8 protein-coding genes are annotated in these 15,318 nt (G+C 40.8%); all 8 read right to left on the bottom strand.

What is annotated here, in order from left to right:
- Positions 1 to 103 precede the first annotated feature (103 nt).
- Positions 104 to 2,434, bottom strand: a complete 2,331-nt coding sequence (locus BWD42_RS11135; protein WP_077436272.1) for a glycosyl hydrolase family 95 catalytic domain-containing protein — start codon at positions 2,432 to 2,434, stop codon at positions 104 to 106.
- A gap of 44 nt (positions 2,435 to 2,478) precedes the next feature.
- A complete protein-coding gene (locus BWD42_RS11130) occupies positions 2,479 to 4,836 on the bottom strand; it encodes a discoidin domain-containing protein (RefSeq protein WP_175992030.1) in 2,358 nt (785 codons plus the stop codon).
- A gap of 108 nt (positions 4,837 to 4,944) precedes the next feature.
- A complete protein-coding gene (locus BWD42_RS11125; RefSeq protein WP_175992029.1) occupies positions 4,945 to 6,153 on the bottom strand; it encodes a DUF4998 domain-containing protein in 1,209 nt (402 codons plus the stop codon).
- 33 nt (positions 6,154 to 6,186) lie between these two features.
- Positions 6,187 to 7,365 carry a DUF5000 domain-containing lipoprotein gene (locus tag BWD42_RS11120; RefSeq protein WP_077436266.1) on the bottom strand — a complete coding sequence of 393 codons (1,179 nt, stop codon included), beginning with the start codon at positions 7,363 to 7,365 and terminating at the stop codon, positions 6,187 to 6,189.
- A gap of 51 nt (positions 7,366 to 7,416) precedes the next feature.
- A complete protein-coding gene (locus tag BWD42_RS11115; protein ID WP_077436981.1) occupies positions 7,417 to 9,330 on the bottom strand; it encodes a RagB/SusD family nutrient uptake outer membrane protein in 1,914 nt (637 codons plus the stop codon).
- 19 nt (positions 9,331 to 9,349) lie between these two features.
- Entirely contained in the window at positions 9,350 to 12,712 is a 3,363-nt protein-coding gene (locus tag BWD42_RS11110) for a TonB-dependent receptor (protein ID WP_077436264.1), read from the bottom strand.
- Positions 12,713 to 12,903: 191 nt separating this feature from the next.
- Entirely contained in the window at positions 12,904 to 14,079 is a 1,176-nt protein-coding gene (locus BWD42_RS11105; RefSeq protein WP_077436262.1) for a FecR family protein, read from the bottom strand.
- Between the two features lie 241 nt (positions 14,080 to 14,320).
- Positions 14,321 to 14,920, bottom strand: coding sequence for an RNA polymerase sigma factor (locus BWD42_RS11100; RefSeq protein WP_175992028.1), 600 nt, complete (start codon positions 14,918 to 14,920; stop codon positions 14,321 to 14,323).
- Between the last annotated feature and the right edge of the window lie 398 nt (positions 14,921 to 15,318).

Genomic DNA, 15,318 nt, shown 5'->3' with positions numbered 1-15,318 from the left:
ACAAATCGTTTAAAGCTGAACTATTATCCCCTCACCGATAAAGGTGAGGGAGATAATAGTATCTTTTCTAATGCACATGAGAGGCATTTTTTCAAACAGCTACTTAAATATTCTTAACTGTGGTGTACCACTGGTAGCCACCATTTAGTCTGATTTTTATTTTCTCCGGCTTCGCGGAGCGTATGGTATATTTGATCAATTTACCATCTTTCCATTTCATGTCGACCGTATAATTTCCCCTCGCTTTGAGGCCTTTCACCTCGCCATTCTTCCATGCGTCAGGTAAAGCAGGTAACAGATCTATACAGCCATCGTGGCTCTGTAAGAGCATTTCCGCGATACCCGCTGTAGCACCGAAATTGCCATCGATCTGAAATGGAGGATGTGCGGAAAATAGATTCGGATAAACACCGCCACCACCGCCCATATTATTGGGATCAGCTACCGGTTTCAACATTTCCCGGATCAATTTGAACGCTCTGTTTCCATTATGAAGTCTTGCCCAAAACAAAGTTTTATAAGCGATAGACCAACTCGTACTATTATCTCCCCTCACTTCAAGTGTCTTCTTTGCAGCTTCCGCAAGGTCGGGAGTAGATAAAGGTGTGATTAATGGAGCCGGATAAACCCCATATAAATGAGAAACGTGACGGTGGGTAGGTTCGATTTCTTTATAATCTTCCAACCATTCCTGTATACGTCCATCTTTGCTGATCACTCCAGCCGGAGGTATCGTTTGCAGCAAATGCTCCAAATCCTGTCTAAATGCGTTATCAATTCTCAGCTTTTTGGAGGCGGTGATCACATTCGTAAACAGCTCCCGCACAATCTGATTATCGATGGTAGGTCCCATACAGATACTCGCGGTCTTTCCGTTAGCCATAAAGAACGTATTCTCCGGCGAAACTGAGGGGGAAGTAACCATCCAGCCTGTTTTAGGGTCTTTCACTAATACGCTTTTATAAAATTCAGCCGAACCTTTCAGCACAGGATAGATATCCTTTAGATAGTTTAAATCATTGGTAAAAGCATAATGATCCCATAAATTGCTACAGAGCCATCCAGAGCCCGCATTTGATGCTCCCCATGATGCATTCTCGCCGGGCTCCGTAAATCCCCAGACATTGGTAATGACATGCGCAATCCAACCATCAGCATTATAGTAAGCCTTAGCCGTTTTCGTTCCCGGTTCAACAAGACTTTTCACCAATTCCGCAAGTGGCAGATTCAGTTCAGATAGATTGACCACCTCCAAAGGCCAATGATTCATCTGTACATTCACATCCAGGTGATAATCCCCATTCCAGGGTGTGTTGATCTCCTGCGCCCAAAGGCCCTGCAAATTTGGAGGCAACAGTCCTACCCGTGTGCTGCTGATGCTCAGGTATCGCCCATACTGAAAAAACAACGTAGCGAGTGACGGATCGTTATTGAAATTATTGTAGAAATTGGCGATCCGGCGGTCTGTTGGTAAATCTGCTGCTGTCCCTTCTCCAAGATCAATATAAGCACGTTTAAAGAGCTTGCTGAATGCAGCTATATGATTGCGCTTTTGCAGATCATAACTTTTTTTCATCGCCGCAGACAACAATTGACCTGTCTTTTCTTCAAAGTCAAAGCCCCTGAAATCAGTTCCAGCAGAAACGTAAATCAACACCTCAGTAGCATCCTCAATAACCAGATTATTATTTTCCGGACGGATAGTCCCATCCTTCAATTTCGCCTGTACCCGAGCCAGATATTTCATGCCCTTACCATCGGTACCGTTATTGAGTTGGCCAGACATCTGCAGTTCGTTGCCCACCGTATTAACCTGATAACGCTCAGGCCGATTCATCGCAATACGACAATTGAGCTGCCCCGGCCTGTCTGCTGTCAGCCGAATGACATCGACATCATCGTCAAAACTTGTAAAATACTCCCGTTTATAATTTACACCATTACGTGTAAATGTACAGTTCGCGATGGCTTGGTCCAATAGGAGCTCGCGACGGTAATTTTCAACTTTTTGCCCCTCTCCTTGATCCCCCTTATAGGTAAAATCGATCTGCAATGCACCCATTGTCTGAAATTTACCCCATCTTTCTCCCGCTGATCCTTCGCCTTTACAGACAAAGTTGCTGTTTACCAAGGCTTGCGCTTCATCATTTTTACCCTGTAAAATAAGTTGCCGGATAGCTGGAAGGCTTTTATAAGCCTCATAGTTGTTGGCATCCTGTGGACTTCCGGACCATAAAGTAATATCGTTCAGGACAATGCGCTCCTTTAAGATACCACCATCGGGTGTCATTCCCAATCGGCCATTGCCCAGCGGTAATGTGGCTTCCCAAATTTCCGCTGGTTTATCATACCACAATTTTAAGGGCTTTTGCTGGGCATATACAGTTGTAAGAGCGAAGCAGCAAAAATAAAATACAGTTAACAGTTTCTTCATGATATATCGTGTTTCAAATCCCTCATTTTGTTGTGGAAAGCTAGTTAATCTCCATAAACCTTAAATTCATAGATATTGGCAATAGTCTTATCTTTTGCAGGTAACACTGTCAATCGTACCCATCTTGCGTTGGCATTGCCCTCATCAGCAAAACATGGAATTGATATTTTAGCGTTGTTGGTTTTATCTGCAAAAACAGACCATTTTACATTGTCGGCGGAATACTCAATTTTGTATTGTGCTCCTTTATCCACAAAATCCGTAAAGGTTTCACATCTTTTGATTTTCTGTACAGAACCAAGATCCACGACCAGATGCTGTTCGGTACCATCAGCTTTTGGACTCCACTTGGAAAGGCTATTTCCATCAAATGCACCAATCAAGCTATGTCCCACGGGATCAGCTGGAGAGGTAGCTGGTTTCCATGCGGACAGCAATTGACCTGAAGCTGGCGTGTAGTTAAGGACAAGATTGTCGAATCCAGCAAAATTAAAGCCCGATACGTAACCGGCTGCGCCAATTGAATAGGTATCATCCTGTACATCGACAACGAGGCGACCATCTATATAACCTTTGATATTGTTTCCTTTTCCGGTCAACTTTAGTTTATGCCATTTACTGGCATCCACATTTCCACTTGCAAGTATATTTTTCTTTGTCTGAAGTTTCCATGTACCATCTTTATAGATATTAAAGCGATAGCCGAAAGGAATATTTGATTGATTGGCTTTATCATAGGCGCCTCTCAAAATTAGTCCGGCATAGCCAACTCCATTAAAGGCATCGTTTTCGACAAAAACATCAGAAGAAATCTCGCCCTGCTCCCATTCTGTATTTTGCGCAACGAAAGTATATGCACATTCATCCGGAATCCAGTGGGTGATATCGTTTACGAGCAATTGTCTTAAGTATTTATTATTCCCTTCGGATTGTGCTAATTCAAAAGCTCCCGAGTTGTCATAAAAATATTTTGGCGAAAGCGGCGCTCTTTCTAAGGAGTAATTATCAAAATTATCACTGTATTTTGTTGGGAAGGCTTTTTCTTTAGGAATAGTATGCGCTCCCTTTTGCTGGCCTGTCGTTGTCGTAATCGTATAAATACTCTCCGGATCAACAGCTAATGTAACTTCTCCGTTGACTACAGAAACATCTTCCTGTTGTACAAATTGGCTTTTACTGTCCGACTTCCACACATGCAACTTATCTTTAGGAAGATCAGCGATATTGAATGTTAATTTCTGCCCCTCTGAACCACTGACCACCACAATACTATAATCATTGCTGCCATCCATGTTTTTATAAGTACAGTAAGCACCGTCACCACTGAATTCCCCACAGCCACTATCGAGGTACTTCCACCCCGGTTTGGCAAACTGGTTAAAATGCGCTACCGCCCAGATCGTTGGCCACACCTCATAATATCCCGACCAGGGCGTAGTCCCTTTCATCAAGCCTACATTAGAAAAACAAGAAATATCAGGCATTGAAGCAATCGGACACCACATGTTTACTTTCACTATTTTCCATTTGATGTAACACTTTAGAATGTTCTTGGCTAGATAGGTCGTGTTTCTCCAGGATGCTCCAGGCAATGAAAAATCCTCACCAGACCATAGAGGTAATTCTGTCAAAACAGAATTTGGGTTTGGTTCTTCACCTCTATATCCCCACATATAGGAGTCCGGATAATGATAGCTGATCGAAGAAATTGTATTTCTGAACACAGAGTCCTTAACCAGCAAATCACTGATTTCCCACGCCTTACCAGCACCTTCGGGCGCATTTATTTTAATATCTTTAAAGCCATTTCGATCGAGTGTAGGTCTTAAAACATTGACAATCCAATCTCTGTTATAATCGCGTTCATTCCAACAACCTGAAATATACTTCATCTTGAGTCCCCAGTGTTTTGCACCCTCAATAAACTTGACCAGGTAGTCGGCATTATCCTGTGACCATACCCCTTTAAACCATCCGGGCATGCTCCATTCCAAGGCATCGAGTTCTATATTCGGATTTCTATTTGCAGCTTCACGCATCAGCCAGTACTCAAATCCACGATTGTAATGGGGTTTTTCCATTTCGGCCCTTGTTCTTGCAAAACTTGGCTCCGAACCACAGGTAGTATTACCATCCCCCCCAATTTCAGTCTTAAGGTAAGTAAAGCCAGCACCAAAGTTCGGTTTGAACAGGTAATCTAAAATATCGCTTCTGGATTTATCGGCATAATCTATTAATAATCTTGATGAAGAGCCAGCACTCACAGCGCCGACCCCGTCAAAAAGCCGTCCGCTACCATTTCCGTCGATCTTAATTAGTTTAGATGAACCAGCATTTGTCTGCGCGAAAGCCGCACTGACTGCAAGAGCTAAGTAAAGTGTTGTAATTGTGTTTTTAAACATAGTTGATTTCATTATATATACCTGTTTGAATTTTGCATAAATTTCAGGGTAAAAATCAGACGGTTTTACCCTGAATATTCTTTGTATTAGCGGATACCAAAATGGTTTTTATTTTACGATCCGATCACTTGTCCAGAAAGTCAGTTCTCCCATGGTGATAAATGTACCTCCACCCCAAGTTTCCAGCACTTTAACTCGGATATACCTCGTTTTAGGCGTTCCCGGAGGAAGTACAAATTCTTCGCCCGCTTTTGCGTAGTTGATGTCTGCGTCTGTTGTTTGTCCGACCGGTAATCCCGAAGGTTTTATGGACTGACATTCGGCCAATTTTGTCCAGCTTGCCCAAGAACCATCTGGAGCCGGATTATTACTGCCCCAGATTTCGAATTTCTTCACATTCTCAGCTTTAAAGATACGGTCAGCAGCCTGCCAGGTTTTAAACCTGCTAATAGAAACAGATTCCCCCATATCAAAAGTAAACCATTGCGAAGACCCTTCAGTGGAAGCAAAGCCTTTGCCGTCATAATCTTTATTCCAAAGATATTCCATCAGCCAACCCCAATTATCCCGAACATCTGTTGGAAGCGAATATACCTTAAAGTTTGCCTTATCCACTTCGCGCTCGAATGCTGGAAGTGCGACCTCACTCGGTGCTACTGAGAACTCATCTATGGCCTTGGGTTCAGGTAAAAATATAGATTTGTAAATAAGCTTAGTACTGCTCTTAAAGCCCGAAATCTCCGTTTTCAAACTTCCACCGGGAACCACTATGGTTTGGGTAGTACCAGTTTCAGTAGTATATTTTAATTCGATGGACTTTTCACCCTCCAATGGAGAATTCCAGTCAATAAAGAGCTTGCTTCCATCCAATGAGTAAGTTAAAGTCTTCACCGTACGGTTAGATAATACCTTTAGATAATTATCCCCATACACCATACCAGTTCCTTGTTTTACTATTGATTTAGCTTTAGACCCGGTATACGTATATACATCAAAAGAATAGGTGCCTTGAGAAAGATTATTGATTAGCATATCAACAGTATCTCTGCCAGTTGTTTTTACAACGTCAACTTCGGCTGAGTCAGCATAATTATTCCAAAATGCCTTAACTTTGGTTATCAATGGATCGTTTCCCAAAACAACCTGTAATTTAATTCTATTATTACCACCATGGACGAATACTGTATCCGCTCGACCTGGGTAATAAATTTCGCCATCCTTTGTTATTTTTTTATACTCATCTTCTTTGGTACAGGAATTCATATATAATCCTACGGTGACAAGGAAGAAACAGGTCAGATATTTAGTCATTTTCATATTTTCACTATTAATTATCATTATAATAAATTCCTATTGTGGGTTTCCCCACACAGCTAATTCAGTGAAATTCACATAAACTCCATCTGACCAATTGCGCAATGTTTTAAATCGGATATACCTTACTGCGGGAGCATCCACGGGGATATTTACGGTCTCTCCTTCTAACGCCGCTTCAATATCAGCATTAGAATTTTGCCCTGGAGGCAACCCCGATGGTTTAATCTGCTCGTGTTCGGCCAATAATATCCAATTAGTGAAACTACCGTCCGGGCTCGGATTGTTTGAACCCCATATTTCCACTTTTCTCGGATTATGAAGATGAAAATACCACCCTTGCCTCATAAACCAGACTAAACGGCTCAACTTAGCAGTTTGCCCCATATCAAAGGTAAACCATTGGGGCATACTTACCGGATCAATGGTATGATAAGCTGTTTTATTACTTACATCACCATCAAAAAGATATTCCACTTCATTTCCAGGATAATTCTTCGCATCTGTACCATTTATATTTATTCCTTTCATTTTTGTTCTATCCAATTGTGCTTCAAAGAAAGGCTTTAAAGTCACATAAGTAGTATCAGATAAATTACCCCAGCGATCCCGTACCATCAGTCCAAATCGGGTTTCTACTGAAGCGAGATTTCTTGCACCGAAAGTCCCCGTTTTTAGCTTGGTATTCAGCGTTTTCAATGGCACAAAATTGCCAAGTTTATCATTTGCTAAAATAACTATGGCGACATCCGATTCAGTTACATTCTGATAACCAACATCCAACCCGCCAAAAGCGGCACTAGCGACTAGCTTTTGTTTAACAAGCTCAAAAGGCGGTGTTTTGGGTTGTACTTTGACTACTAATGGGACAGAAACATTTTCACTTTTATCCACAGCATATAGCCTTGCCTCGTAAACATCTGTATCGGCAAAACCCTGTAAAACAACACTATCCAAATACCTACTAACCTTTGTGTTCCTAACGACCCCTTGTTTCGTGGTATACTCAGCCCTTATATACAATAAGTCATCATCTTGTGGTAAGCTATAGGTTATTTTGGCGGCTCCATTTAAATTCTCAACCTTGGCATTGCTCACAGGTCCCGGAGCCTGCGTATCACTTTTGTCTATTGTCCCTACCTCCGTTTTACGACAGGAACCGATTGTTCCGACGAACAACAGTCCTACATACAACATATATATTAATCGTTTCATTTTTGTTCTTTTCTAATGATTGATTTTGAATACTAAGTTTTATCTAGCTTTTTACCAGCCTCCATTTTGAACCAGATTCGGATTTACTAAGATATTATCGTCTTTTATCGGCCAAAAATAATCCCTCGGACTGTTAAAACTTTGATTGAATAATAATATCCTTCGGTTATAATCGACATATTCTGACCGAATCACATCCCAGCCATAAATAGGCTGATTCAGGATCTCTCCAGCTTTTTTCCAGCGTCTGAGATCCCAAAAACGGCTGCCTTCAAAGGCCATTTCAATTAAACGTTCCTGCTGTATAATCTCTCTTAAACCATTTTTATCGGTATATTTATTTGGATTCTTAGAAAAGTTAGCCCACGAAGACTCAACGGATTTAAGCCCTGCCCGATCTCTTACCTTATTCACATATTCCAATGCAAGAGTCTTATTATCCGTTTCGTTTAATGCTTCTGCATACAGCAAATAAAGATCTCCTAGTCGCACCACAGGCCAAGGGTAGCGCTCAACAACTACATTTATCGGTGTTGCGACCATTTTCCAGTTCACCAGTTTCTTGGTATAGTAACCTGTTACTGAATATATACGAGTTTGCTTTTTCCCGGAATGCTGTCCCGATTTGGCTTTAATGTTAAAATTCCCATTTTCCATATACCATGTCGACCCATCAAATGCCATATCCGCATAGAAGCGCGGCTCTCTGTCAAAGTGCAGTCCAACTGACTGATAGCCATTCTGTATCCCATGATCCGCAGCTGTTGCAGTCCGCAGCTGAAATCTATTGACATAGTCCCAAGTTTTATCCTCTGTAATGGGAACACCATTTTTTGTATAGAATAATTCAGCCATTTTCAAGGTAGGTGCCAGCTGCCCCTTTAAGCTTGGATTGGCTACATTCGGATCAAGCTGTGGGCTAGCATAAAGTTGCAAGGTCCAGGTGTCGTCCGGCTTGGTGGTTGTCCCCCAGATCAGCTCTGTATTCCATTTTTCACATACGGCATTTCGGATGCTCATTTCCGTTTTCGTGAAATCATCAACGGGGTTCCCTGGTGAATTAAAGCGATACAAACCGATATTGGCTTTTTCGGCGGCAGTGATGGCTAGTTTACATGCCTCTAAGGCTCTATCCCATTTTTTTTGATCATAGGTTGCATTAAATAGTGTTTTTCCATCGCGGTTCTTAATATTTGCAAAATCCGGATTTCCATTGAACAAGGGACTTGCTGCAGTAACCAGTATTCTGGCCTTAATTGCCAAAGCAATCGGTTTGGTTATTCTCCCAAGCTCTGTACTTTGGTCCAATATTTTTTCTGGTAGCCCAACACTTCCCTCACCGGCAGCGGCCTCATCGAGTAGACCAACGATATAATTTACAACGTCATCGGTAGACTGACGACTTACCTTTACTTCGTCAGGCGAGGCATTAATTGGCAAATTTTTATCAACAACAGGTATAGGGCCATACATTCTGAATAAATACCAATGAAAATAAGCCTTCAAAAATTTTGCTTCAGCAATCCAACGATCTTTCATATAAGGTTCAACATCTTTGACTCGATCGATATTTTCAAGGAATATATTACAGTTCCGAATTCCATTCCACATAGACTTCCCGTCAAAACTATCCCAATAATTCATTTCTGGCTGGTTTCTATTTTGAAGTCCCCTGGCAATATTATACGGAGATAGGGTCGAATAATCTTCACTGCTATGCATTGGCCAATAAATCCAAAACTCATCGCCCGTGTTCATACCCGGATTCATCTCCGGATGTCCCTCTCTCGGCAAGCCGTCATAACAGGTAAACAAAAACTTCTCGGCTTCATTCCGGTTTGAAAAAGCATGGTCGATGGTAGAGACATTGTCCGGAACCACATCTAGAAAATTTTTCTTACAGGAATTCATCATAAATAGCAGCAAGGCCGCCGAAAGGGTCAAACGAATCGTATATCTTTTCATATTGAATTTCTTTTTTGTATTAGAATTGGACATTTAATCCGAAATTGTAGACTTTTTGAAGCGGGTATCTGAGGCCATTACCGCCCATCTCCGGATCCCAGAGATTAAAGCTACTTTTAACGAACAGGTTACTGGCATTTAAATAAAGTCTGATTGGCCCTACCCCCATTTTATCAAGCATTTTGCTCGAGAGGTTATAGCCCAATTCCACTGTTTTTAACCGTAAAAATGAGCCGTTACGCATCCACCAACTGGAAGATTCAAGATTATTCCGGTTCAGATTCGGACTCAAGCGAGGCCAGAACGCATAAATGTTCCCGTTCTCTTCTGACCAATGATCGTCGGCAATGGCTTGTAGTAAACCATGCTGATAGGGGCCATTCATAACAAAAGGACTTGTTTTATCCGGGTCAATCCAGAATGATGACCTGCCAGAGCCCTGAAAGAATCCACTAAGATCAAATTGCTTATAACCGACAGATAGTCCAAAACCGTAGATAATTTCAGGTACTGTAGGCAGCCCCAACGGAACATAATCCTGTGATGTAATTACGCCATCTCCATTCATATCTCGATATTTAATATCACCTCCCATGACCTCCCCAAAATTCTGAACCGGAGAGTTTTTCACCTCTTCATTATCGACAAATAGCCGTTCGGCGATCAGTCCATAGCCCTGACTAAGCGAACGACCGATTCTGGAAAGGTATGCTAAATTGGATGGGTAATTAGGTTCTTCATTGACAAGTAATTTACTCGTCGCGTAGGTAAACGTTCCTCTTGCCTGGATCCACATATCGCCAAAATTCTTATTATAATCTACGGAGAGGTCTACACCTTTTCCTTCGGCCTCGCCCACATTAGCCCGTATACCAGCTGATAAGCCCATTGTTGTAGGAATATAAGACCGGTTCATTAGAATATTTTTTCTATGCGTTTTATATGCATCCAGAATAATATTGACACTATTAAACAGGCTAAGATCCATCCCCAGATTGACAGTCGATGCTTGTTCCCAGGTAATCGCTTCATTTGCATATCTAGAAATCGTCACCCCAGGTTTGCTGTAGATATAATTGGTACCAAAAGACGATCCGTGAGCACCATCTTTCAGATTTACATCCGATAAATAAAAGAAACGGTCATTGCGATCACCTATCTGGTCATTACCGATCAATCCATAAGTTGCTCTGAATTTTAGCTTTGTTATTGCCTGTCTTAATGGTCTAAAAAACTCCTCATTGGAAGCATTCCAGGCCACACCGATCGAAGGGAAGAAGCCATAACGATGATTTTTCGCAAAACGTTCAGAGCCATTTAATCCAAAATTTGCTTCGAGCAGATATCTACCGTCATAACCATAAGTAAACCTTCCCGAAAGTCCCTGATTTCTATAAGGCAGCGAATTTTGAAGCTTATCTGCATCACCTGATACAAAACTCCGCAGTTGGGTAACTAACAAACCACCGACACTATGTTTTTCTGAGAAAGTGTGATTATAGTTAACCGCGGCCTCTAGATAGGAAACTGTATTTGCAACCTTCGTTCCAGGCTTAAAATCCAAATACTCTGTTGCATCTTTCTCATTCAACAACTCCAAAGTATATTTATCACCCTCCGTGCTGGTTGCGTTTGCACGATAATAAAAAGGAGTATATCTCCTACGCACATCAAAATAAGAATAGCGTTGTGTATAAGCCATAACTCTTGCACTCAGGCCCTCTGTCAGGAATTTAAAATCCTGCTTAACTTCGAGCTGTACATTTAATGTCGAGGAATTTGATTGCTGAAATCCTGAAACCATCTCCGCATAGGGATTGAAATACATCGCCTCTGTCTGTCCGTTAATTCTGGCGTTTCCAAATAAAGGATGTTCAGCAAAAGGCATATCAGATGCCGGAAAAACAGCTGGAAAATTAACAGGATTTGCCGCTATTGCGCCCTGAAAGATATTCCCCCCACCGCCAATTGGTCCTTGATAATCATCAAAACTCCCCGAAGTTCTCACAATCCCTTCTGTTGTAGGTGTCAGTTTAACATTGACATTCGAACGGATCTGATAGCTTTTCAGGTTAATATTGTTATCGAACTTGTTTTTATGGTCGGACTTTAACACTCCATTATCTACATTATAGGTTCCCGCAATATAAAACTGTGCATTTTTCCCGCCCCCGCTCATATTCATATTAAATCGCTGATTGATCGTATAATCTTTGATCAACAAATCGATCCAATCATTATTAGGATAAAGAAAAGGGTTATCTCCTGCTATAGTACGATCAATCTTATTCTGACTGTAAGGTAAGTCTTCAAGCGCATTTCTAGTCAGTACAGCTTCATTCGCCAATTTCATATACGTAATGTTATCGGCCAATTTGAAATTTTGTGTATTCGATGAAATCGAATTCTCTGCACGTACATTGAACTTTGTTTTGCCTGTTACGCCGGATTTTGTGGTCACTAATACGACTCCATTCGCCCCCCTGGCTCCATAAAGCGAGGATGCCGCCGCATCTTTTAAGACGGAAAAACCGGAGATATCATCAGGTTGCAACCTTGCCAAATCGTTAGATGTGGATTCCATTCCATCAATCAAAATCAATGGATCTACCTTCCCACTTCCAAATGTTGTGATCCCACGGATAAAAAACTGTGCATTATCGGCGCCAGGTTCACCACTCCGCTGAAAGGCAACGACCCCAGAAAGTCTTCCTGCAAGCATCGTCGTCAGATTGCTGGTCGGCCCCTTCAATTCTTTCGGATTGATTGTTGTAATGGAACTGACCATACTCTCTTTTTTCTGCTGTCCATAAGCGACAACGACCACCTCATCCAATTCGCTCTTATCCTCCGTTAATTGTACATCTATCTGTTGAAGCCCATCAATCGGCACTTCTTTTCTCGCATAACCAACAATAGAAAAGATAAGAACTCCCCTAGGGTTGGATACTTTGATACTATAATTTCCATCAACATCTGTTGTCGTTCCATTGCTTGTCCCTTTTTCCACAACAGATACACCCTGTAATTTTTTATCTCCTTCTCCGGAAACTGTACCTTTAATCGAATGTTGAATGATCCGGTTCTCTTTTCTTTTGGAGATGATAATCATTCTATCTTCTATCGCATACGCTAGACCTAAATTAGTTGTAACTTCCTTCAAGGCATCCTCAAGTGTAGCATTCTTCACTCGAAAATTTGTCTTTTTCAAGGGGCTGATCAGATCGATATTATAGAACATATCGTAGCCCGATTGTTTCTTGATCTCTTTCAGCACAGATTCTACCGCTGCATTTTTCAACTCGATATTGATACGTTGGCCATAGCCTTCCGCAAATGCCGAAATTGAACATAAAAATGTAATTACAAATGTTAGCTTCATTATGATTAGATGCTTGCGAGTACATATTGCAGGCCAAAATAGGCGCTGTAATAAACAATACAAATGCTTGTATTGAACTTTTAAATTCATACTTTTGTGATGTTAGGTTTTTAGAAAATTTTGTATTACCCTAATGTGTGCCGACGGTATGGCAGTACTGTCGGCTTCTTTGCTTAAGTTTTTTTCCCCATCTATTTTTCAAATTTTAGTGTAGTTCCAATTCGGTTAATCTTGATATTTGCTGTTCGCGCAATAACATTCAGCGCTCTGTCCAGTTCATAATTTCTAGGTATAGTTCCACTAAATGTAAGTGCTGGAAGGGATTCCAGATCCACCTCAATGCTATACCATCTAGCAAAATCCCGCATAATCTCTTTTAATGTCGCATTATCATAAACAAACACGCCATTTTTCCATCCCAATACCTGCTCCTCGTTTTCAGTCTTATCTTGTTTTAAAGCTTTGGATTTTTTATCGAGGACAATCTGTTCACCCGGTTTAAGGATGTACTCCTTCTGCGGAGTGGATCCGATCAGATTCTGCACAGACACTTTACCGTGAAATAATGTGGTTTTGGTTGTCTGTTCATTTTCATAATTATTTACATTAAACTTGGTTCCGTATACTTTGATACGTTGATCGTGCGTTTTAACGATAAAGGGCTTATGTTTGTTAGATTCCACGTCGAAAAATCCTTCTCCCTGAAGTTCGACCTCCCGTTGACCTTCAGCATAGAAAAGTGGGAATTTGAGCTGTGAATCAGAATTTAAAACCACAGCACTACCGTCGGTAAGATAAATACGTGACTGTCTGCCCTTGGCTGTCCGGATGGTTTGATAATTGATTTGACGTTTAAGACCTGATAGACTATCCAGTGTTTTAACATGGATATCTCCTAAACTATCCTGTAAAATCACTGCACCATTTTCCCGCAATAATTCAATGTTGGAGGTACCATCAAGCTTTATCTCTTTACCATTACTTGTTATCAGCGTGCTTTGATTTTCCGTTATTCCCACAGGCTCAGATTCATTATCACCATGAGTGTACCATAATACCGAAATTGCACAGATTATTGAAGCTGCAGCTGCGATTGATAGCCACGGGAATAATCTCCTACTACTCTTTTTCCGATTCTGATGAAAATATTCACGATCGAAATATTCATCAAGCCGCTGAATAGCCATTCTGGCATCTTCATCTAACTCGATTTCATCTTCAAGCTGCAAATCTTCTAAGATCAGTTCCTTGAAAAGCTTTGTATGCTCCTTTTGTCGCATATAATGCATGAGCAGATGGATCTCCTCATCTGTACATTGTTTAGCGATGTATCTTCTATATAAGCTTATTAATTTGGTTTGTTCCACAGTATAATTGGTCTTACTTTACCTCTTATACGTAAGCAAAAAAAATATCAACTATGCCGAATCGAAAAAAAATAATAATTATCTGCAAACACATGAGCTGTTGGGCTCTCTCCTGAATTATTAAAGCATATTTTATTGAGTTGAATAGTATGAAGGGCAGAATCACTTTCATGACCTAAATAAAAATATCGAGTGGTATTCTTTAAAAAAAATCGCAAGAAAAACAGCGACGATTAAAGCGCTAGGTAAGAAATATCGGATGATAATCTGCAAACAACATCATAAGAAAGCAACAGTAATTCCAATTCCAATGTGATTTAATAATACTCGACGCTTTAACCATATGATTGTTGATGGTTGCTGTAGAAATATTCAAAAGTTTGGACACCTCGTCATAGCTCCTGCCCTCGAGTTTGCAGAGTACATAGACTTCCCGGCATCGCTCGGGAATAATATCCAATATATCATTGAGGTATTTCTCCATTTCTTTATAAGAGACTCCATCTTCAATATTATTTGAACATGTGCCCCTCGATAGAATCATCAATTGATCGCATTTAGCTTGGTCTGAAGCTATTTTCCGAAAATAATCGTAGACTGTACTTTGTGCAATTGTATAGAGATAGGATTTAAAATTTTTTGAAACATCTATCTGCGCTCTATTCTGCCAGACCTTTACAAATACATCCTGAACGATATCCTGCGCAAACTCCACCGATCTGACCTGCTTTAATATTCTGCCAAAAATCTGAGTTCTATAGTTATAATAGAGCTTTTCGAATGCCTTTTGATTCCCCTCAGCCAATTGTAAGAGCAATATTGCGTTGTCCTCTAGACTCATAATTCTATTTCTATCGAAGTTCAATAATCCATGGTTTTTCAATTGCATTACGATGTGCGGGAAAATAACTACTTTCTGCACATCTGCTTTTCTAGGTACTTGACGAGTTGAAAAAGCAGCAAAATTTCCTTAGGCCGCCTGACAGTCGCTTGACAATTGATCTTTAAACAAAAGAAATAATATAAATTAGATCCGAGATGTATAAAACGCGTAAAAACATGTAAAATATTACGATGTAATCGATACGAGCATATTTAAAAGGGAAATCTCAGACCATTGGTTTCACAACCAAAAAAACAGGATCATTTGCTCCTACGAGGAGGGGAGACTTTTGGAGTAGCATCATACAGGCAGGCGAGTTAGGGAGCGGGCTGCTCAAAATGACGACATAAAAAATT

The organism is Sphingobacterium sp. CZ-UAM (genome assembly GCF_002000245.1).
Classification (GTDB): Bacteria; Bacteroidota; Bacteroidia; order Sphingobacteriales; family Sphingobacteriaceae; genus Sphingobacterium.
Note: the sequence above shows the minus strand (reverse complement) of the source record. Positions and strands in the feature narration are given on the sequence as shown.